At 70.9% G+C, this 22,200-nt stretch carries 15 protein-coding genes; 6 read left to right on the top strand and 9 right to left on the bottom strand.

Annotation, left to right across the window (positions count from 1 at the left end; translation table 11 throughout):
- Nucleotides 1-3: 3 nt before the first annotated feature.
- The 8 genes from rplC to rpsL all read right to left on the bottom strand — a co-directional run bounded on the left by rplC (nt 4) and on the right by rpsL (nt 10,183).
- Nucleotides 4-648 carry a 50S ribosomal protein L3 gene (gene rplC, locus LG395_RS26645; protein ID WP_014674369.1) on the bottom strand — a complete coding sequence of 215 codons (645 nt, stop codon included), beginning with the start codon at nt 646-648 and terminating at the stop codon, nt 4-6.
- Nucleotides 649-664: 16 nt separating this feature from the next.
- A complete protein-coding gene (rpsJ, locus tag LG395_RS26640) occupies nt 665-973 on the bottom strand; it encodes a 30S ribosomal protein S10 (RefSeq protein WP_003948644.1) in 309 nt (102 codons plus the stop codon).
- Nucleotides 974-1,709: 736 nt separating this feature from the next.
- A complete protein-coding gene (locus LG395_RS26635; protein WP_372463470.1) occupies nt 1,710-4,766 on the bottom strand; it encodes a glycosyl hydrolase 115 family protein in 3,057 nt (1,018 codons plus the stop codon).
- A gap of 111 nt (nt 4,767-4,877) precedes the next feature.
- Nucleotides 4,878-5,639: a hypothetical protein gene (locus tag LG395_RS26630; RefSeq protein WP_225811498.1), complete on the bottom strand. Its 762-nt coding sequence runs from the start codon at nt 5,637-5,639 to the stop codon at nt 4,878-4,880.
- Nucleotides 5,640-5,822: 183 nt separating this feature from the next.
- On the bottom strand, nt 5,823-7,016 hold the full coding sequence (gene tuf, locus LG395_RS26625; RefSeq protein WP_030778468.1) for an elongation factor Tu: 1,194 nt from the start codon (nt 7,014-7,016) through the stop codon (nt 5,823-5,825).
- A 156-nt stretch (nt 7,017-7,172) separates the two neighbouring features.
- Nucleotides 7,173-9,299 (bottom strand): elongation factor G, encoded by a 2,127-nt coding sequence (fusA, locus tag LG395_RS26620; RefSeq protein WP_171153683.1) that lies wholly within the window; start codon nt 9,297-9,299, stop codon nt 7,173-7,175.
- Nucleotides 9,300-9,338: 39 nt separating this feature from the next.
- Complete coding sequence (rpsG, locus tag LG395_RS26615; protein ID WP_003998848.1) at nt 9,339-9,809, bottom strand: 30S ribosomal protein S7; 471 nt, start codon at nt 9,807-9,809, stop codon at nt 9,339-9,341.
- Nucleotides 9,810-9,811: 2 nt separating this feature from the next.
- Entirely contained in the window at nt 9,812-10,183 is a 372-nt protein-coding gene (gene rpsL / locus LG395_RS26610; protein ID WP_003948652.1) for a 30S ribosomal protein S12, read from the bottom strand.
- Between the two features lie 376 nt (nt 10,184-10,559).
- Here rpsL and LG395_RS26605 point away from each other — a divergent pair, with 376 nt between their 5' ends.
- From LG395_RS26605 to LG395_RS26580, 6 genes are all read left to right on the top strand, one after another.
- Nucleotides 10,560-11,306 (top strand): Crp/Fnr family transcriptional regulator, encoded by a 747-nt coding sequence (locus LG395_RS26605; RefSeq protein WP_225811497.1) that lies wholly within the window; start codon nt 10,560-10,562, stop codon nt 11,304-11,306.
- 152 nt (nt 11,307-11,458) lie between these two features.
- Nucleotides 11,459-12,328, top strand: a complete 870-nt coding sequence (locus tag LG395_RS26600) for a hypothetical protein (RefSeq protein WP_171153686.1) — start codon at nt 11,459-11,461, stop codon at nt 12,326-12,328.
- The gene (locus LG395_RS26595) at nt 12,325-14,520 is read left to right on the top strand and encodes a hypothetical protein (protein WP_225811496.1); all 2,196 of its coding nucleotides are present in this window, start codon (nt 12,325-12,327) and stop codon (nt 14,518-14,520) included. Before LG395_RS26600 ends, LG395_RS26595 begins: the two co-directional genes overlap by 4 nt.
- A gap of 29 nt (nt 14,521-14,549) precedes the next feature.
- Nucleotides 14,550-15,968: a PE-PGRS family protein gene (locus LG395_RS26590; protein ID WP_225811495.1), complete on the top strand. Its 1,419-nt coding sequence runs from the start codon at nt 14,550-14,552 to the stop codon at nt 15,966-15,968.
- Nucleotides 15,965-16,498 carry a Pycsar system effector family protein gene (locus LG395_RS26585; RefSeq protein WP_171153692.1) on the top strand — a complete coding sequence of 178 codons (534 nt, stop codon included), beginning with the start codon at nt 15,965-15,967 and terminating at the stop codon, nt 16,496-16,498. Before LG395_RS26590 ends, LG395_RS26585 begins: the two co-directional genes overlap by 4 nt.
- 805 nt (nt 16,499-17,303) lie before the next feature.
- Entirely contained in the window at nt 17,304-18,224 is a 921-nt protein-coding gene (locus tag LG395_RS26580) for a M48 family metalloprotease (protein ID WP_225811494.1), read from the top strand.
- A 72-nt stretch (nt 18,225-18,296) separates the two neighbouring features.
- Here LG395_RS26580 and LG395_RS26575 read toward each other — a convergent pair whose 3' ends face one another.
- Entirely contained in the window at nt 18,297-22,196 is a 3,900-nt protein-coding gene (locus LG395_RS26575) for a DNA-directed RNA polymerase subunit beta' (RefSeq protein WP_171153693.1), read from the bottom strand.
- Nucleotides 22,197-22,200 lie beyond the last annotated feature (4 nt).

The raw sequence follows: 22,200 nt of genomic DNA, 5'->3' as shown, positions 1-22,200 counted from the left end.
ACCTCAGGCCCCCTTGGCCGCGGTGCGGACCAGGACGAGGCCGCCGTTCGGACCGGGAACCGCGCCCTTGATGAGCAGCAGACCCTTCTCCGCGTCAACGGCGTGGACGGTCAGGTTCTGGGTGGTGACCCGCTCGTTGCCCATGCGACCCGCCATGCGGAGGCCCTTGAACACACGGCCCGGGGTGGCACAGCCACCGATGGAACCGGGGGAGCGGTGCTTGCGCTGGGTGCCGTGTCCGGCGCCGAGGCCACGGAAGTTGTGGCGCTTCATGACACCGGCGAAGCCCTTGCCCTTGCTCTTGCCGGTCACGTCGACCTTCACGCCGGCCTCGAACACCTCAGCGGTGATCTCCTGGCCCAGCGTGTACTCGGAGGCGTCCGCGGTGCGGATCTCGACGAGGTGGCGACGGGGGGTGACGTCGGCCTTGGCGAAGTGGCCCTTGAGGGGCTTGTTCACCTTGCGCGGGTCGATCTCGCCGAAGGCGATCTGGACGGACTCGTAGCCGTCGACGTCGTTCGTGCGGACCTGGGTGACGACGTTGGGCCCAGCCTTGACGACGGTGACCGGAACAACACGGTTGTTCTCGTCCCACACCTGCGTCATGCCGAGCTTCTCGCCCAGGATGCCCTTGATCTGCTTAGCCATTCTCAGCCCACCAGCCTCAGAGCTTGATCTCGATGTCGACACCGGCCGGGAGGTCGAGTCGCATCAGAGAGTCAACGGTCTTGGGGGTCGGGTCGAGGATGTCGATCAGGCGCTTGTGCGTGCGCATCTCGAAGTGCTCGCGCGAGTCCTTGTACTTGTGCGGCGACTTGATGACGCAGTACACGTTCTTCTCAGTGGGCAGCGGCACCGGGCCCGCGACCGACGCACCGGTACGGGTCACCGTCTCGACGATCTTCTTCGCCGAGGAGTCGATGACCTCGTGGTCGTAGGCCTTGAGCCGAATGCGGATCTTCTGTCCCGCCATGGCTACTCAGTAGTCCTGTCTCTTCTCACGCTCTGGAACCCGGCGGTTCCTGCATCCCTCGTTCTCCGACCCACGCGGTCGGGCGTGTCGCACTCCCGCTGACACGGATGTCCCTTGTTCGAACATCCCTGCGGGATTGACACGGCCCTTCCGGAACCGCGGACCGGGGACCTCGGGTCCACCGGGCGCCTGGCCGGTGCCGCGCCCACGCTTCCCGGAAGATTCCCGTACGTCCGTCCCAGTGCTGCCCTAGGGCAGTTAGGACGACGAGTACTGTGGGACTCGCTTCCGGTCCTCCCGGCGGGAGGCGCGCAGCATCAACACTCGACCGAGCAACTCGGACAGTCTGCCATATGGGGCAGGCAGACCGCCAATCGAGCCGAAGAGATTACCCCGAAGGTGACGTAGGTCAAACCGTCCGCCTCACGGCGTGGACATGATCCGCACCTTGCCGCAGCCACGCTGAGGTGTTCGGCGCCCCGGCCGCGGGCGAGGTCGATACCTGAACCGGCGTCCCAGGGCCGCCCAGCTCCGTCACCGGCTCCCGAACCATCCGTGGACTCCGGGATTTCCCACGGGAAGCGACCATCAGACCTCGCTCACGGCAGCTCGGCCCACGTCCTTGATCTGGAACACGTGGTTGCCGGTCTCCACCACCGTCGCGGTGGGCAGCACGAAGCGGACTCGGGCCTAGCCTTGAGCCGCGCGTCAGGCGATGACCAGAGCCTAAGCCGCGCTACGGGTGACCCCGCCCCACCCGCATGCTCTCCAGCGGCCCCAGGTACAGCCGAGGCAGCCCGCCCGTGTCGATCAGCAGGCGTTGCACCACCACCGTCGGGTCCACCATCCAGAACCTCAGCCGGTGGACGCCCGGCCCGGTCACGGTGTGCGTGGTGGCCGTCGCGTTGACGTTGTCCGAGGTGTGGCGGGCCCAGACCGTGTTCAGGGCGCCGTCGTCCGCGCCCGCCGTGATGTCGACGGTCCGGACCGGCCCGTCGTCCAGCGAGACGCCGTAGCGCAGGCCCGGCACGCCGGGGACGGCCGGGTTGCGCGGGGACAGGTGGGCCCACACCGTCACCTCGCCGGGGGCGGACAGCAACGTCACCTCGTACTCCAGGTGCGGGGAGGAGCCTGCGGGGACCCGGCTCGGGGACGTGACCGGCCACGGCGTCATGCCCGCCCCGGTCCGTCCGATGCCGTCGATACGGCGCCACCGGCCGACCGCCCGGTCGTAGTGCTCGGCGTCGATCGCCACGTAGCCGCCGGCCTCCACGAAGCCCCGCGCCCGCACGCCCGACGGGCGCTCCGCCACGCAGCGCACCGGCACCGACGCCCCCGCGCCGCGCACCGTCAGGGTCGCCTCGGTGCGCCCGGCCGGCACCCGGGACCAGTCCACCTCCACCTCCAGGCGGACCTGCTGGTCCACCCGGCCGCGCGGGCGGTCCACCCGCAGCCACGGCGCCGAGACCGCGACCTCGTACGGGAAGGGCGTACGGCCCCGGTTGAAGATCTCCAGGTACTGCCGGGGGCGGGTCTGGTACGGGCTGAACGGCGGCAGGGACGCGGCCGAGGAGGAGCCCCCCGGCCACCACTGCCCCGCGTCCTCCGCGCCGTCCACCGACACGCCCAGCTCCGCTCCCGAGGGCACCTCGATGCGCCGTACCGCGGGGAACAGCACGTCCGGCAGCGCCACGTTGTCCTTCTCCGGCTGCTGCCAGCCCGCGTTGGGGCCGTAGCGGTCGACGTCGCCGTAGTCGATGTGGGGCTGGGTCTGGAAGCCCCGCCACTTGCCGTCGGCGACACGGAAGTTGAAGCGGTCCGCGAGGGCGAAGTCCCGGCCGAGGGCGGCTTCGGCTCGTGCAGCGCGGTCGTTCGCCGCGGCCCGGCCCTGCGCCGCGTACAGCAGGTTCGTGAACTCCGCCTCCCGCAGCGCGTACAGGTTCGCGGTCGCCGTGACCGCGTAGCCGGCCAGTTCGAACCACGCGTCCCGCAGCCGCTCCGGCAGTCTGCGCTCGACGCGTTCCGCACGGCGGCCCAGCGCGCGCCACTCCTCGGTGACCCGTTCCAGCTCGCGGTGCGCGAAGTAGTACGGGCTCTGCCGGTCGTCGTACACGACCTGGTCGCCCGAGAGGGTGATCCGGCGGTTCAGCAGTTCCGGCTTGCGGCGGGCCTGGAGCCGGCCGTAGGCCGCCAGCAGGGACGCGATCTCCTTCGCCTGCGCCTCGCCGAAGTTCTGGCGGGCGTAGCGCTCCTCCCAGGCGCCGAGGCGCTCCAGCGGCCAGGCGTCGGGGTTCCAGGCGTAGGAGAGGAAGAACTCCGTCGGCAGCTCGTTGCCCTTCAGGTCGCCGACGTTGGCCACCCACAGGCCGTGGTTGCCGTAGGCGTGCGCCTGGTGGAGCTGGTCCCAGACGTTCCTGACGTTCGCGGTGTCGACCCACTTGTAGTTGCGGCCGGCACCGACGTAGTCGAAGTGGTAGTACAGGCCGTAGCCGCCGGTGCGCGGGCCGTCCGGGTGCTTGCGGATGTTGCCCCAGTTGTCGTCCGTGAGGACCACGGTGACGTCGTCCGGGGCGCGCAGGCCGCGGTCCCAGTAGCGCTGGACCTCCTTGTAGAGGGTCCAGACCTGGGGGGTCTCGGCCGCCGGCCTGCCGGTCACCTCCTCGATGATGCGGCGCTGGTCGGCGATGATCTGCTGCATCAGTTCGATGCCGTCGCCGTCGGGCAGGCCGGTGTCCCCGTTGCCGCGCATGCCGAGGGTGACGACGCCCTCGAAGTCCTGGTCGACCATGCGCTGGATGCCGACGCGCCAGTACGCGCGGATCGCCTCCGCGTTGCGGCGGTAGGACCACTCGCCCGTGCCTCCGTAGGGGTCGGTCCCGGAGCCGGCGTGCCGGTTCCATTCCTCGATGCCCCGCATCATCGGCGCCTCGTGGGACGTGCCCATGACGATGCCGTACTCCGCCGCCCGCCGGTGGTTGTCCGGGTCGTCCTCCGCGAACGCCCGGCCCCACACCGCCGGCCACAGGTAGTTGCCCTTCAGGCGCAGCAGGACCTCGAAGACCTTCGCGTAGAAGTCGGCGGTGAAGCCGCCGGGGTAGCCGGGTGCCTTCCCTTCGCCGAAGTACGCCGGGGCCCAGGTGCCGAGCGCCGGGTTCTCGTCGTTGATGAAGACACCCCGGTACTTCACCACCGGAGTCCCCTGGGTGAAGCGGCCCGCCTCCACCCAGACCGCGTCGCGCCGGGCCGGCGGTACGTCGTCCCACCAGTGCCAGGGCGAGACGCCGATGCCGTACGAGACGTCGTACGCCCCGAAGATCGTGCCCCTGGGGTCGCTGCCCGCGATGACGAACGCCCGCTCCACACCCGGCATCGGATGCTCCACGACCGTCTGGAGCGAGGTCTCCCACCTGCCCCGCACGCCCGTGACGTCCAGCTTCCCGGACCGGATCAGGCCGTCGATCAGCGGGCTGCGGCCGATCGTGCCGAGCAGGACCGGGAAGCGGCCGATCGTCGTGCCCGGGCGGACGCCGGTCACCCGCGCCAGGTCGTCCCGGAGGTCCCCGGCCACCCGTACGACGCCGGGGTGGTCCTGCGCGCTCACCACCACGGGCGCGCCGACCAGCGAGAAGACGCCGCCCGTGAACGAGATGTACGCCCCCGGGTCCGTCACCCGCAGCCCGTCGCCCGGGGCCGCCGCCGCCGTCCCCGACGCCCCCACGGGCATCGCGGCCAGCCCCGCGCTCAGGACCGTCCCGCCGAGCACCGCCCTACGGCCGACGTGCGCAGACGACATACCTCACCCCTCCAGCCGCTCCGGCACCTATTTGCTCACAGGCATGACAAATAGTGGGGGGAGGCGGGGGCGGGGGGAACGGGTCGTACGCGCCGAATAGTTTCGGAGCCGTCAGTACGCAGCGCTCGCGACCATGAAGCCGTCCTCCGGCACCAGGTTGGTCGCACTGAGCAGGTTGCCGCCCAGCGGGAGGCCGATCGTCCTGCGCTGCGCCCCGATCCCCGGGTCGCGCACCGACACGGTCAGGGTGTAGGCCGGCTGGCCGGTGATGGTGTTCGAGGAGTCGATCGGTGGCCGCATCCTGTCCACCACGGTCCTCGCGTCCTGCCCGGGGCACAGCGCCTCCAGCGGCACGGACACCCGGGCGCTCTCCCCGGTGCCGGACCTCGTGGCGTGATCCCAGGTGACGGGCAGGCCGTGCGCCCCGCCGACCAGCCCCCGCGGGCCCTCGATCTCCACGGCGACGCCCTCATCGCCCAGGGTCCGCGACAGCTCCAGCGACCCCTTGGGACCGGGAGCGAACAGCAGGCCGATGGTGAAACGGCCGGGGGCGCGGGAGAGCTTCTCGTAGCCGTAGGAACCGAGGACGAGCCGCGGGCCGGGCGCCGGGGTCGCGGGCTCCGCGGCGGGGGGTGCCGACGCGGACGCGGGCAGCGGGAAGTAGTGGTAGCCCTTGGTCCCGCACCGGCCGCCGTCGGAGAACCCGCCCCCCGGCAGCGCGACCGTGCGGGCCGGGCCCGACGCGGCCGGCGCGCCCTGGGAGAACAGCCGCAACAGCCCCTGCTGCCAGGCCATGGCGATCACCACGGCCGCCACGGCCAGCCAGGGGACGACGGTCTGCAGCGCCGCGCGTATCAAGGTCCTCTTCCTCACCCGGAGAACCGTATGCGGTCCCGGGCGGGGACGTACGAAGGGGCGGGCGTTCGAGAAGGCACCCGTGCGAAGGGGCAGACACGCGAAGAGGCCCGTACGACCGGAGTCGTACGGGCCTCTCGCAGGTCGAGACCTTCGGGTCAGGCACTGGCCCTCGGGCCGTCAAGCCTCAAGCAAGCGGACTTACTTGACGATCTTGGTGACCTGGCCGGCGCCCACGGTGCGGCCACCCTCACGGATGGCGAACTTCAGGCCCTCTTCCATGGCGACGGGCTGGATGAGCTCCACCTTCATCTCGGTGTTGTCACCCGGCATGACCATCTCGGTGCCCTCGGGGAGGGTCACCACGCCGGTCACGTCCGTCGTGCGGAAGTAGAACTGCGGACGGTAGTTGTTGAAGAACGGCGTGTGGCGGCCACCCTCGTCCTTGGAGAGGATGTAGGCCTGCGCCTCGAACTCGGTGTGCGGGGTGACCGAGCCCGGCTTGATGATGACCTGGCCGCGCTCGACGTCCTCGCGCTTGATGCCACGGAGGAGCAGACCGACGTTCTCACCGGCCTGGCCCTCGTCGAGCAGCTTGCGGAACATCTCGATGCCGGTGACCGTGGTGGAGGTCTTCTCCGGCTTGATGCCGATGATGTCGACGTTCTCGTTGACCTTGAGGACACCACGCTCGATACGGCCGGTGACGACCGTACCGCGACCGGTGATGGTGAAGACGTCCTCGATCGGCATGAGGAACGGCTTGTCGACGTCGCGCTCCGGCTGCGGGATCGACTCGTCGACGGCCTTCATCAGGTTGAGGACGGAGTCCACCCACTCCTGCTCGCCCTCGAGGGCCTTGAGCGCGGAGACCTTGACGACCGGAACGTCGTCGCCGGGGAACTCGTACTCGGAGAGGAGCTCACGGACCTCGAGCTCGACGAGCTCCAGGATCTCCTCGTCGTCCACCATGTCGGCCTTGTTCAGGGCGACGACGATGTACGGAACGCCGACCTGGCGGGCCAGGAGCACGTGCTCCTTGGTCTGCGGCATCGGGCCGTCGGTGGCGGCGACCACCAGGATCGCGCCGTCCATCTGCGCGGCACCGGTGATCATGTTCTTGATGTAGTCCGCGTGACCCGGGCAGTCGACGTGGGCGTAGTGACGCGCCTCGGTCTGGTACTCGACGTGCGCGATGGAGATGGTGATACCGCGCTGACGCTCCTCAGGAGCCTTGTCGATGTTGTCGAACGGGGTGGCCTCGTTCAGGTCCGGGTACGCGTCGTGCAGCACCTTGGTAATGGCGGCCGTGAGGGTCGTCTTACCGTGGTCGATGTGACCGATGGTGCCGATGTTGACGTGCGGCTTAGTCCGCTCGAACTTCGCCTTCGCCACTGGGGTCCTCCTGTGGAGTGGTTCTGTACGCCTTACTTCATCGGCGCCAGGTGATCTTTGCTGTAAAGGCCCGGAACCCGGGGCAAACGCTCGCGATTGCGGACGTTTGCCCCTGGAGGCTCCGGAGTCAAGCCTACGGCGTGTGAACGCGGTGCGTTACTCGCCCTTGGCCTTCGCGATGATCTCCTCGGCGACGTTCCGCGGAACCTCGGCGTAGGAGTCGAACTGCATCGAGTAGCTTGCGCGACCCGACGTCTTGCTGCGGAGGTCGCCGACGTAGCCGAACATCTCCGACAGGGGCACGAGGCCCTTGACGACGCGGGCACCAGCCCGCTCCTCCATGGCCTGGATCTGGCCACGGCGGGAGTTGATGTCGCCGATGACCTCACCCATGTAGTCCTCGGGCGTGGTGACCTCGACGGCCATCATCGGCTCAAGGAGCACAGGGCTGGCCTTGCGCGCGGCCTCCTTGAAGGCCTGCGAACCGGCGATCTTGAACGCGAGCTCGGAGGAGTCCACCTCGTGGTAGGCACCGTCGAGCAGCGTGACGCGGACACCGGTCATCTCGTAACCGGCGAGGATGCCGAACTGCATGGCCTCCTGCGCACCGGCGTCGACCGAAGGGATGTACTCCTTCGGCACGCGGCCACCGGTCACCTTGTTGACGAACTCGTACGAGGCGTCGCCGCTCTCGATCGGCTCGATCGCGATGATGACGCGGGCGAACTGACCGGTACCACCCGTCTGCTTCTTGTGGGTGTACTCGACCTTCTCGACCGCCTTGCGGATGGTCTCGCGGTAGGCGACCTGCGGCTTGCCGACGTTGGCCTCGACCTTGAACTCACGGCGCATACGGTCGACGAGCACCTCGAGGTGCAGCTCGCCCATACCGCCGATGATGGTCTGGCCGGTCTCCTCGTCCGAGTGGACCTGGAAGGACGGGTCCTCCTCGGCCAGGCGCTGGATCGCGACGCCCAGCTTCTCCTGGTCGCCCTTCGACTTGGGCTCGATGGCGACCTGGATGACCGGCGCCGGGAAGTCCATGGACTCCAGGATCACCGGCTGCTTGTCGTCGGACAGCGTCTCACCGGTGGTGGTCTGCTTCAGGCCCATGACGGCGACGATGTCGCCGGCGCCCACCGACTCGATCTCCTCACGCTTGTTGGCGTGCATGCGGTAGATCTTGCCGATGCGCTCCTTCTTGCCCTTGACGGAGTTCAGCACAGAGCTGCCGGACTCCAGGCGGCCGGAGTACACGCGGACGAAGGTCAGCTTGCCCAGGTGCGGGTCGCTCATGATCTTGAACGCCAGCGCGGACAGCGGCTCCTCGTCGGACGGCTTGCGCTTGATGACCGTCTCCGGGTCCTTGACGTCGTGGCCCTCGATGGCCTCGATGTCGACCGGGGACGGCAGGTAGCGCACGACCGCGTCGAGCAGGGGCTGGACGCCCTTGTTCTTGAACGCGGTGCCGCAGAACACCGGGGTGACGGTGGTGCCGGTGCCCTTGCCGGACGCGATGGTGATACGACGGATCGCGGCGTACAGCTGCTCCTCGGTGGGCTCCTCGCCCTCCAGGTACAGCTCCATGATCTCTTCGTCGTTCTCGGCGACGGCCTCGACCAGCTTGCCGCGCCACTCCTCGGCGGCCTCGGTGTGCGTGGCGGGGATGTCGACGGTGTCGTACATCTCGCCCTTGGTCGCCTCGGCCGACCAGACCAGGGCCTTCATCTTCACCAGGTCGACGACGCCCTTGAAGTCCGCCTCGGCACCGATCGGCAGCTGCATGACCAGCGGCTGCGCGCCCAGACGGTCGGAGATCATGTCGACACAGCGGTGGAACTCGGCACCGGTGCGGTCGAGCTTGTTGACGAAGCAGATACGCGGAACGCCGTAGCGGTCCGCCTGACGCCACACCGTCTCGGACTGGGGCTCCACGCCGGCGACGCCGTCGAACACCGTGACAGCACCGTCGAGCACGCGCAGGGAACGCTCCACCTCGACGGTGAAGTCGACGTGACCCGGCGTGTCGATGATGTTGATGGTGTGGTCGACGTCCTCCAGCGACCAGTGACAGGTGGTGGCAGCAGAGGTGATCGTGATGCCACGCTCCTGCTCCTGCTCCATCCAGTCCATGGTGGCAGCGCCGTCGTGGACCTCACCGATCTTGTAAGACACACCGGTGTAGAACAGGATCCGCTCGGTGGTGGTCGTCTTGCCCGCGTCGATGTGGGCCATGATCCCGATGTTTCGGACCCTGGCCAGGTCAAGTGAAGTGGTAGCCATAAGGCTTCAGTCTTCTCTCGGTCTCGATGTGGGTAGCGACTACCAGCGGTAGTGCGCGAAGGCCTTGTTGGACTCGGCCATCTTGTGGGTGTCCTCGCGCTTCTTCACGGCCGCACCGAGGCCGTTGGAGGCGTCGAGAAGCTCGTTGAGGAGACGCTCGGTCATGGTCTTCTCGCGACGGGCGCGGGAGTAACCGACCAGCCAGCGCAGCGCCAGGGTGTTGGCACGGCCGGGCTTGACCTCGACCGGGACCTGGTAGGTGGCGCCACCGACACGGCGGGACTTGACCTCGAGGGTCGGCTTGATGTTCTCAAGAGCGCGCTTGAGCGTGATGACCGGGTCGTTGCCGGTCTTCTCGCGCAGGCCCTCCATGGCGCCGTAGACGATGCGCTCGGCGGTGGAGCGCTTGCCGTTCAGCAGCACCTTGTTGATCAGGGAGGTCACCAGAGGAGAGCCGTAGACCGGGTCGATGATGACCGGGCGCTTCGGGGCGGGGCCCTTACGAGGCATTCTTACTTCTCCTTCTTGGCGCCGTAACGGCTGCGAGCCTGCTTGCGGTTCTTGACACCCTGGGTGTCGAGCGAGCCGCGGATGATCTTGTAGCGAACACCCGGCAGGTCCTTCACACGGCCGCCGCGCACGAGCACGATGGAGTGCTCCTGCAGGTTGTGTCCCTCACCCGGAATGTAAGCGGTGACCTCGATGCCGCTGGTCAGACGCACACGCGCGACCTTGCGGAGGGCCGAGTTCGGCTTCTTCGGGGTGGTCGTGAACACACGCGTGCAGACGCCACGACGCTGAGGGGAACCCTCGAGTGCGGGCGTCTTGTTCTTCTCGACCTTGTCCTGCCGGCCCTTGCGGACCAGCTGCTGGATCGTAGGCACTACTTCTCCGGTTTCTGTGTGCCGATGGGTACAGCTAACCTGGAACATCGCCGACCCACGCGGTCGGGTGTGTCGAATCCGCCAGACTCCCGCCGCAAGGCGGAAAGGGCGCGAATTACGGTGGCCGTTCACGGCTCGCCATGCGGTTTGCAGGCACGCACAGGAGCCAGGGCACACCCCAGGCACAAGGTCTGAGCGTACCTACCTCACGGACTTCGGTCAAAACAAATGGGGTGGGCATCGACACGCCGGACTTGTCCCGCTTCCCCGTCCGGGGTCCGTGACCATTCCGCGCGAATCCCGCCCGACGCCCCGCGGCCGGCCCGTCGCGTCGGTACGTTGAGCGGTCGCAGTACCGCTTGGGGGCGAGGATGGGATGACGGGGGACGCACCGCACACGTCACCGCGGCAGACGCCGGACGAGACACCGGGGGACGACGGACTCGGCGACCGGGTGCCGTTCCTGGCCCGGCTGGAGAAGCCGGACCGAACCGCGCTGCTCGCACTGGGCTCCGAGCTGGACTTCGCGCCCCGGGCGGTGCTCCTGCGCCAGCGGGAGCCCTCCGCGCACGTGCTGTTCGTGCTGCGCGGCTGGACGAAGGTCACGGCGGCGGCCGCCAACGGCTACGAGGCGCTGCTGGCCCTGCGCGGGCCGGGCGACATCATCGGCGAGTCGGCGGCGCTGACCGGCCGGACCCGCTCCGCCACCGTGACCGCCCTGGAGGACGTACGGGCCGTGGCGGTCCACCGTGAGCGCTTCACCGCGTTCCTGACCGACTCCCCCGCCGTCTCCTTCGCCCTGCTCGGGCTCACCTCGGACCGCACCCGCGCCGCCGACCGGCGCCGGCTGGAGTTCGCCTCCATGACCGTCCGGGAACGGTTCGCGACCCTGCTGCTCGACCTCGCCCGCACCCACGGCCGCACCACCGGCGAGGGCGTCGAACTCTCCGTGCCGCTGAGCAAGCAGGAACTGGCCGGCTCGGTGGGCGCCTCCCGCGAGGCGGTGCAGCGACTCCTGAAGGAACTGCGGGAGCGCGACGTGGTGCGCACCGGCCGCCGCGAGCTGGTGATCGTGCGGCCGGACGTGCTGCGCCGGATCGCGCGGGCGGAGACGACGGAGTGAACGACCCGCACGCGACGCCCACTACGGGCCCGCGCGCCCTCTGTGCACACGGTCACAGTCCGAGTGCGTCATCCGTCCTCACGCCCCCGACGCCCCCCGCGCCACGCTGCTGACAGCGGACGGACCACCACGGTGACCACCGAGAGGCGAGCATGAAAGACCCTGTGAGCCGGACGATGCTCCTGCTCGACATCGAGAAGTACAGCGACCGGGACGACGTGGAGCAGGCGTACCTGCGGCGCGTCCTCTACGACATCGCCGACCGTGCCCTGGCCCGCGCCGGCATCGACGGGACGCAGCGGCGCCGGGCGGACCGCGGCGACTCCGTCATGGAGCTGATCGACGCCGCCGCGTCCGTCCCGGCCCTCCTGCGCGCCCTGCTCACCGAGGTCCCCGCCCAGCTGCACGGGTACAACCGGCTGGCGTCCAGCTCCGCCCAGATCCGGCTGCGCGGTGTGGTCGCCACCGGGTACGTGGCCGTCGACGAGCACGGCGGCTGGGTCGGGTCCGACCTCAACCACGCCTGCCGGCTGCTCGACGCCCCGCTCCTGCGCGCCGCCCTGCGGGAACGGGACAACGGCTTCGCGCTGTGCGTCTCGGAGGGCGTGCACACCGGCATCGTGCGCCACGACCACCACGGCATCCCGGCCGCCGACTTCCACCCGGTGACCCTGACCGGCAAGAACGGCCCGCTGCGCGGCTGGCTCCACGGGCCGGTCCCGCACGGCGGCGACGACCACGGTGACACGGGGGCGGGGGAAACCCCGGTGCCGGGAACGTCGGGGGACGTCCCGGCACCGGGGGCGCCGGCCGCACCGCGCCCGGTCCAGGCGGTGCCCGACCCCGCGGAACCCGCGCCCGGGGCGCGGCCCGCCGCGCCCACGGGAGGTGTCGTCTTCGACTTCGGCGGCGGCTCGCCCCGGTTCGGCGGCAGCCTCGTCGCCGGCGACCAGCACGGCGTGTCCGGCGGGCAGGTCACCGGTGACGTACACCTCGGCGGAACGACCGGGGAGGACACGTGACGCCCGCACCGGCCGCGCACGACGACGGCACCCCCGGTACCGGCCCCGCCCGGCAGCGCCCCCCGGAACAGCCGTCCCCCGACACGCCACCGCGCCGGACGCACGAGTCCGAGCCGGACCCGCACTCCCTGGCCGGCCCGGAGCCGGAGGCCGAAGGTCACGAGGAGGCCCGGGCCGCCCAGCGCGAGCTGGTCGCGCACACCCCGGGTTTCTTCCTCGACGGCGACGCCCGGTTCGGCGGCAGCCTCGTCGGCGGCGCCCAGCACGGCGTCTCCGGCGGCCGGGTCGACGGCGACGTCTACCTGGGCGGCCGTACCGAGACCCACCACCACTACGGCCCCGCCGGTGCCACGCCCGACGCCTCCGGCGAGATCCCCCGCGACTGGATCGAGGAACTGGCCGCCGTGTTCGCCGACGGCCCCGCCTTCGCCGCCGCGCTGGAGCGGCTGCGCGAGGAGCGGGTGCTGGTCCTCGCCGGCGCCCACGCCACCGGCCGCAACGCCGCCGCGCTGATGCTGGTGCACCGCCTCGGCATGCCCGCCGTGCACGCCCTGAGCCCGGAGACCCCGCCCGCCGCCCTGAGCGGGCGGCTGACCCGGCCCGGCGGTTACGTCCTGCGCGACCTGCCCCTCAGCCGCAACCGGCCGCTGCGGGACACCCACCTGTTCGCGGCCCGCGACCAGCTCGCGCGGACCGGCGGCTGCCTCGTCGTCACCGTCGAGAACTCGCCCCACCTGCCCGGCGTCAGACCCTGCCCCTGGGAGGCGCCGCCCGCCGAGGAGGTCGTACGGGCCCTGCTGCGGCGGCGCCGGCCCGACGAGGCCGGCACCCTGCTGGCGCTCCCCGCGGTGGCCGCGTTCCTCACCGAGACGGACCGCCGCCCGGCCGAGGCCGCCGCGTTCGCCGAGATGCTGGCAGCGTACGACGGCACCCCCGGCGCGCTGGCCCGGCTCGCGGACTTCGGCCAGGCCGCCGTGCAGAAGCAGTGCCGGGACTGGCTGGGCGATCCGCAGACGGGGCTGCGCGACAAGGCCTTCCTCATCGCCCTCGCCGTCTTCGACCAGGCCCCCTACGTCCTCGCCGCCGAACTCGCCGACAAGCTGTTCGTGCACTTCGAGAGGTTGCAGCACCCCGACCGGCCCCCCACCGTCCCGGTGTTCGGGCCGGCCGCCGAGGACCGGCTCGACCGCGCCCGGGCCGTCGGCGAGGTACGGCAGGAGGAGACCGACTGGGGCCCGGTCCCGCAGTACACGGCCGCCTTCCTGGACGAGCGCACCGCCCGGGTCCTGCTCACCGAGGTGTGGACCAGCCACCCCTCGGCCCGTCCGGCCCTGGTGGAGTGGCTGCGCCAGCTCGCCCGGGACGGCCGCGGCCTGGTCCGCACCCGCGCCGCCGCCGCGACGGCCCTGCTCGCCGCCGCCGACCTGCCCTCCACGGTCGCGCTGCTCGTCGACGGCTGGGCAACCGCGCAGGCCGTCGGCCCGCGCGTCACCGCCGCCAACACCCTCACGCTGTCCCAGCTCCTCGGCGCCCCGGTCGTCCTGCGCCTGCTCACCCAGTGGTGCAACGACGCCCACTGGGGTCGGCGGTGGACCGCCATCCGCGCCCTGGGTCTGCTGGCCCCGCTCCGCCCCGACCTGGCCGGCCCGGCCCTCGACGCGCTCGCCTCCCGGGCCCGGGTCGACGCCAGCGGCCAGGCCGAGCGGGAGAACCTCACCGAGTCCGCCGCCCTGCTGCTCTCCGCCGGGCGGCGCCGCGGGGAGGTGCTCGCCGAGTTCGTACGGCTGCTGTACCGGGACACCCCCGCGGTCCGCGACCTCGCCCTGGCCGCGTTCGCCCACGCCTGCGACAACGCCGGGGACGGCGCGCTCGTCGGCTGGTACGCCGAGGAGGGCATGTACCAGCCGGACGCGGCCCGGGACCTCGCCACCCTGTGGCGCACCGCCCTGGGCGACCTCGGCCACACCCGGCAGGCGCTGACCGCCCTGGCGACCTGGGTGCACGTCGCCGCCCGCCGCACGGACGTCGCCACGGCCCTGGAGCTGCTGCTGCCCGCGCTGATCGTCACCGCGGACGACCGCAAGCGCCTCGACCACGCACTGCGCACGATGCGCGCGGAGGACGGCAGCACCCGCCCGCCGATGGCCGAACGGCTGCTCACGGTGGTGCACCCGGTGCCCGCCACGCGCTGAAAGACCCCGAAGAACGAAGGAGTTGCCCCATGGCGGACTTCCGCCGCCCACCGGAGTGGACCCAGCACGCCGACCGGCACACCGAACTGATCGACCCCGTGCTGACCGTGCGCCCGATATCGCGGTTCGACTACACCGCGCGCCGCCAGGTCGGCGCGATCGACCACGCCCTGGTCTTCGTCACCGCCGGCGGCTCGTACGACGTCTACCTGCCACCGCACCGCCCGAGCCGCACCGAGGCCGCGACCCGTCGTTACACCTCCGTCTACGAGGTGGACATGGGCAGCCACCCGGTCCAGCTGGAGCTCGAACTGCCCAGCGACGACGACGCGTTCTCCTTCGGGGCGACCGCCGACCTCACCTGGCGGGTGGCGGACCCGCAGGCGTTCGTGGCGAGCGGCGAGCGGGACGTGCCGACCCGGCTCCTGCGCGAACTGCACCAGCTGGCCCGCCCGGTGACCCGGCTCCACCCCGTCGAGGACAGCCCGGCCGCCGAACGGGCGGTGCAGCGGGCCATCGAGGAGGAGGGCTCCTTCGCCGCCGGCACCGGTCTGCACGTGACCTGCGTGGTGCGGCTCCGCCTGGACGACGACGCGCTCGCCCACCGCCGCCGCAAGCGCACCCTGCGCTACGAGTCGGAGATGCTCGACCCCGAGCACGAGTACCTGGTGCGCCAGGCGCAGCTCGAACACCAGCGGGCGGTCCTGCGCGAACAGCAGTCCCAGGAACTGGTCGCCCGGAAGATCGAGTTCTACCAGTACTGGCTCCAGCACGGTGGCGTCGCCGCGTGGGCCCTGCACCTCGCGGCACACCCCGCGGACACCCGGATGGTCATCGGCACCCTGAAGCGGGACCAGCTCGGCGCGATCCGCAAGGAACTGGAGGTCATCGCCGGGGACACCCTGGAGGACTACCAGAAGGCGGAGTCGGCCAAATCGGTGCTGCGCTCCGTCGACGACCTCATGCGCGAGCAGGAGCCGCCGCCCCCGGCCCTGCCACCGGGCGTCCCCCCGCAGCCGCCGTACGCCCCGCCCCAGCCGTACGCCCCGCCCTCGGCGTCCGGCTCCACGACACCGTACGACCCGGCCGCACAGGGGACGGCCGGGTCGTACGGGCAGCCCCCGCACGGCCAAGCCCCCTACGGCCAGCAGGCGTACGGTCAGCCTCCCTACGGCCGGCAGCAGGCGTACGGCCTCCCCGCGCAGGGACAGCCGCCTGTCGCCCCGCCGCCCGGCCCGACCCCGTACGGGCAGCAGCAGCCGCCCTACGTCCCGGGGACGGCCCACGCCGCCCCGGCCACGCCTCCGCCGCCGCCCGCGCCGCCGGCAGCGCCCGCGCCGTTCACACCCCCGCCGACGCTCGTCGCCGACGGGCCCGCACCGGTCGTACCGCCCTCGCCCGGTGCCCGGCCCGGGGAGCCGGAATCCCCCGAGGCGGGGCCGGCATGACCTCTTCCGGCACCACCGCGCCGCCGGTCCGGTCCGCCACCGGCGCCCAGCACACCGCGGAACGGCTGCTCGCGGAGTTACGCGACGAGATCGCACGGGCCGACACCAAGGCGTCCGTGCTGGTGGCGGCGCTCGGCATGACCGCCGGTCTGTTCTCCGGCCTGGTCGCCGGACGGAACTGGTCGCCGGGCCGGCTGTCCGGGTTCGGCACCGGTCTGTGGTGGGCCGGGGCGGCGGGGCTGGCCCTGTCGCTGCTCGCGCTGCTGCTCGCCGTGCTGCCCCGCTACCGCACCGGCTCCTGGGCCGCGGGACGCCCGCTGTGCTACTTCGGCGACATCCACCAGGCGGTCCGCGAGGGCCGGCTGGCCGAGGCGCTCGCGGACACCGAGCGGGACCCCTCGGCCGGGCTGCTGGCGGCGCTCGCCGAGAACAGCCGGATCGCCGCGTCCAAGCACCGGTGGATCCGCACCGGTCTGATCGCGTTCTGCGCCGGCGCCCTGCTGCTGCCCACCGCCGCGCTCATCGGCTGACGTCCCCGTATGCGAAGGAGTCCCGCCCGTGTCCCAGCCGCCGGACCCGTCCCTGCCACCCCCGTACCCCGAGTCCGACCGTCCCGAGGCGGCGATTCCGGCGCCGCCCACGGCCCCGCCGGCGTATCCCGAAGAGCCCGCCCACCCCGCACTCCCGCATCCCCCGGCGGTCCCGCAGTTCCCCCCGTCCGCCCCGCCGTACCCGCCGACGGCCCCGCCCCCGCCGCCGGAATACCCGACGACGGCCCTGACGCCTTCGGCTGCGCCCCCGGCCTACCCGACCGCGCCCACCACAGCCCAGACCCCGCCCCCGGCCTATCCGACTACAGCGTTCACGCCCACGGTCCCGCCCCCGGCGTACCCGACCACACCCGCCACACCCCAGGTCCCGCCCCCGGCCTACCCCACCGCACCCGCCACACCCCAGGTCCCGCCCCCGGCCTACCCCACCACAGCGTTCACGTCCCCGGCCCCGCTTTCCGCACCGCTGGGCCCGCCCCCGGCCTACCCGGACACAGCCCCCGCGCCGCAGGGCCCTCCCCCCGCCCACCCGGCCACAGCCTTCACTCCCCCGGCCTACCCCGCCGCGCCCCCCGCGCTCCCGGGTCCGCCTTCCGCGCACCCCGCCGTCATCGTGCCCCCGCACCCGGGCGGGCCGCCCGCGTATCCGCCCGCCCGGCCGGCCCCGGGCCCCGCACACCCGGGCCTTCCTGCCCAGCCTCCGCAGTACCCCGGCCCGGGTGTCGCCGGTGAGGGGGCGAGCCCACCGCCGGACGACCTCGACTACCGCCACCGCGGTGCCCGCGTGCACGTGTCCGAGTACCAGCGCGGGGTCGACGCGACGGCGATCGGGCGGCTGGCGGTGCAGGTGCCCGGGGCCCTGGTGAGCCTCGGGCTGGTCTGCTCCGTCGCGCTCGGCTTCTTCGGCACCGTCGTGGGGACGTCGGTGGTGCTGGCGTGGGTCGCCTCCGGGCTGCTCGTCTTCCACCGGCCGACCGAGCGCGCCTTCGCCCGGTACGTGCTCAAGCTCCGCCCGCCCACCGCGCAGGAGCGGGCCCGTCTGGAACCCGTCTGGAACGAGGTGACCGCCCGGGCGGGCATCGAACCGGGCACCTACGAGCTGATGGTGGAGAACAGCGACGAACTCAACGCGGCGGCGGTGGCCGGGCATGTCGTCGGCGTCACGACGTACTCCCTCACCCAGGTCCCGAGCAGCAACCTGGCGGCCGTGCTCGCGCACGAGCTGGGCCACCACACCGGCGGTCACGCCTGGGCCGGTCTGCTCGGCTACTGGTACTCGCTGCCCGGCCGCATCGCCTGGGCGGTGACCCGGATACTGGCCGGGCTCGCGATCGCGGTCACCGGCTTCTTCTCCGTCGCCGCGACCGGCGCACTGATCCTGATCATGGCGCTGATGACGGTCGGCGTGTTCCTCTTCGCCTGGTACATCGCCGTCCCCCTCGTACTCGCCCCCTACCTGCTGGCCTACGCGGGCCGCCGCGGGGAGCTGCGCGCCGACCAGCAGGCGGCCGAGCTGGGCTTCGCCCGGCAGCTGGCCGAAGTCCTGTACCACTTCCAGGTCCAGGAGGAGGCGGCGAAGGCGGCCCTCGCCGCACAGGGCCGGCAGGTGAAGGAGCCAGGCCTGCTGGGCCGGCTGCTGTCCTCCCACCCGGACCGCTCCACCCGGATCACCGCCTTGCAGCCCTACCTCGGCCTGCACCGCTGACCCGGTCCCGGACACGCCGAAGGGCGGCCACCCCCTCGCGGGGGTGACCGCCCTTCGGTTCAAGCCACTCGCTTACTGGTTGTACGGACCGTAGTCGTAGTCCTCCAGCGGTACGGCCTGGCCGGAGCCCGTGCCGAACGGCGAGTAGTCGATGTCGTCGTAGCCGACGGCCGAGTACATCGCGGCCTTGGCCTCCTCGGTCGGCTCGACCCGGATGTTGCGGTAGCGGGACAGACCCGTACCGGCCGGGATGAGCTTACCGATGATGACGTTCTCCTTGAGGCCGATCAGCGAGTCCGACTTGGCGTTGATCGCCGCGTCGGTGAGGACTCGCGTCGTCTCCTGGAAGGACGCCGCCGACAGCCAGGACTCGGTCGCCAGCGAGGCCTTGGTGATACCCATCAGCTGCGGACGACCGGAGGCCGGGTGACCGCCCTCCTGGACCACACGACGGTTCTCCTGCTCGAAGCGGGAGCGCTCGACCAGCTCGCCGGGCAGCAGCTCGGCGTCGCCGGACTCGATGATCGTCACGCGGCGGAGCATCTGCCGGATGATGATCTCGATGTGCTTGTCGTGGATCGACACACCCTGCGAGTTGTACACCTTCTGGACCTCGCCGACCAGGTGGACCTGGACGGCACGCTGACCCAGGATGCGCAGCACGTCGTGCGGGTTGGTGGCACCCACGGTGAGCTGCTGGCCCACCTCGACGTGGTCGCCCTCGCGGACGAGGACCTTGGCACGCTTCGAGATCGGGTACGCCGTCTCGTCGCTGCCGTCGTCCGGGGTGACGACGATCTTCTTGGTCTTCTCGGTCTCCTCGATCCGCACGCGGCCGGAGGCCTCGGAGATCGGGGCGACACCCTTCGGGGTACGGGCCTCGAAGAGCTCGACGACACGCGGCAGACCCTGGGTGATGTCGTCACCGGCCACACCACCGGTGTGGAAGGTACGCATCGTCAGCTGGGTACCGGGCTCACCGATGGACTGGGCGGCGATGATGCCGACCGCCTCACCGATGTCGACCAGCTTGCCGGTGGCCAGCGAGCGGCCGTAGCACATCGCGCAGGTACCGACGGCGGACTCACAGGTCAGGACCGAGCGGGTCTTGACCTCCTCGACGCCACGGCCGACGAGCTCCTCGATGAGGACGTCGCCCAGGTCGGTGCCGGCCGGGGCCAGCACCTGGCCGTCGACCACGATGTCCTCGGCGAGGCAGCGCGCGTACACGGACGTCTCGACGTCGTCCGCCTTGCGCAGCACGCCGTCGGCGCCACGGTCGGCGATCCGCAGCCGCAGGCCGCGGTCGGTGCCGCAGTCCTCCTCGCGGATGATGACGTCCTGGGAGACGTCGACCAGACGACGGGTGAGGTAACCCGAGTCGGCGGTACGCAGAGCGGTGTCCGCCAGACCCTTACGGGCACCGTGCGTGGAGATGAAGTACTCCAGCACGGACAGACCCTCACGGAACGAGGCCTTGATGGGCCGCGGGATGGTCTCGTTCTTCGCGTTCGACACCAGACCACGCATACCGGCGATCTGCCGCATCTGCATCATGTTTCCTCGGGCACCCGAGTCAACCATCATGAAGATGGGGTTGGTCTTGGGGAAGTTCTCGTTCATCGCCTCGGCGACCTCGTTGGTCGCCTTGGTCCAGATCGCGATGAGCTCCTGCGTGCGCTCTTCCTTGGTGATCAGACCACGCTCGTACTGCTTCTGGACCTTCTCGTCCTGCGCCTCGTAGCCGCGGACGATCTCCTTCTTCGCCTCGGGAACGACGACGTCGGAGATGGCCACGGTGACACCGGAACGGGTCGCCCAGTAGAAGCCGGCCGCCTTCAGGTTGTCGAGCGTCGCCGCCACGATGACCTTCGGGTAGCGCTCGGCCAGGTCGTTGACGATCTCGGAGAGCTGCTTCTTGCCCACCGAGTAGTCGACGAACGGGTAGTCCTCGGGCAGCAGCTCGTTGAAGAGCGCGCGGCCCAGCGTGGTGCGCAGGCGGAAGCTGTCACCCTGCTGCCACTCCGGCTCGCCCTCCTCGCGCGCCGGCGGGGTCCACCCGCGCGGCGGGATGGTGCCCACCGGGAAGCGGATGTCGATCGGCGACTGCAGCGCGAGCTCGCCGGCGTCGAACGCCATGATCGCCTCGGCCGTGGAACCGAACGCGCGGCCCTCGCCCTTGGTGTCACGCAGCTCGCCGTCGGTGGTGAGGAAGAACAGACCGAGGACCATGTCCTGGGTCGGCATCGTCACCGGACGGCCGTCGGCCGGCTTGAGGATGTTGTTCGAGGACAGCATCAGGATGCGGGCCTCGGCCTGCGCCTCCGCGGACAGCGGCAGGTGCACGGCCATCTGGTCACCGTCGAAGTCCGCGTTGAACGCGGTGCAGACGAGCGGGTGGATCTGGATGGCCTTGCCCTCGACCAGCTGCGGCTCGAAGGCCTGGATGCCGAGGCGGTGCAGGGTGGGAGCACGGTTCAGCAGCACCGGGTGCTCGGCGATGACCTCTTCGAGGACGTCGTACACGACGGTGCGGCCGCGCTCCACCATGCGCTTGGCGCTCTTGATGTTCTGCGCGTGGTTCAGGTCCACCAGGCGCTTCATCACGAACGGCTTGAACAGCTCCAGCGCCATGGCCTTGGGCAGACCGCACTGGTGCAGCTTCAGCTGCGGGCCGACGACGATGACGGAACGCGCCGAGTAGTCGACTCGCTTGCCGAGCAGGTTCTGACGGAAGCGGCCCTGCTTGCCCTTGAGCATGTCGGACAGCGACTTCAACGGACGGTTGCCGGGGCCCGTGACCGGGCGGCCACGACGGCCGTTGTCGAAGAGCGCGTCGACGGCCTCCTGGAGCATGCGCTTCTCGTTGTTCACGATGATCTCGGGGGCACCGAGGTCGAGAAGGCGCTTCAGGCGGTTGTTGCGGTTGATGACACGGCGGTACAGGTCGTTCAGGTCGGAGGTCGCGAAGCGGCCACCGTCCAGCTGCACCATCGGACGCAGGTCCGGCGGGATGACCGGGACGCAGTCCAGGACCATGCCCTTGGGGCTGTTGGAGGTCTGCAGGAACGCGGAGACGACCTTGAGCCGCTTCAGGGCACGGGTCTTCTTCTGGCCCTTGCCGGTGCGGATGATCTCGCGGAGCCTCTCGGCCTCCTCCTCCAGGTCGAAGGACTCCAGGCGCTTCTGCAGCGCCGCGGCACCCATCGAGCCGTCGAAGTAGGTGCCGAAGCGGTCGCGCAGCTCGCGGTAGAGCAGCTCGTCGCCCTCCAGGTCCTGGACCTTGAGGTTCTTGAACCGGTTCCACACCTCGTCGAGGCGGTCGATCTCGCGCTGCGCGCGGTCGCGCAGCTGCTTCATCTCGCGCTCGGCACCCTCGCGCACCTTGCGGCGCACGTCGGCCTTGGCGCCCTCGGCCTCCAGCTCGGCCAGGTCGGACTCGAGCTTCTTGGCGCGGGCCTCCAGGTCGGCGTCCCGGCGGTTCTCGATCTGCTGACGCTCGACCGAGACGTGCGCCTCCAGGGAGGGCAGGTCGCGGGTACGGCGCTCCTCGTCGACGTACGTGATCATGTACGCGGCGAAGTAGATGACCTTCTCGAGGTCCTTCGGCGCCAGGTCCAGCAGGTAGCCGAGGCGCGAGGGAACACCCTTGAAGTACCAGATGTGCGTGACGGGGGCGGCCAGCTCGATGTGGCCCATCCGCTCACGGCGCACCTTGGCGCGCGTGACCTCGACGCCACAGCGCTCGCAGATGATGCCCTTGAAGCGGACGCGCTTGTACTTGCCGCAGTAGCACTCCCAGTCCCGGGTCGGACCGAAGATCTTCTCGCAGAAGAGTCCGTCCTTCTCGGGCTTGAGGGTGCGGTAGTTGATGGTCTCGGGCTTCTTGACCTCGCCGTGGCTCCACTGACGGATGTCGTCAGCGGTGGCCAGGCCGATCCGGAGCTCGTCGAAGAAGTTGACGTCGAGCACTATG

The organism is Streptomyces spinosus, assembly GCF_020400655.1.
Classification (GTDB): domain Bacteria; phylum Actinomycetota; class Actinomycetes; order Streptomycetales; family Streptomycetaceae; genus Streptomyces; species Streptomyces argyrophylli.
The sequence above is the reverse complement of the archived record's forward strand: the minus strand, read 5'-3'. Positions and strand labels throughout refer to the sequence as shown.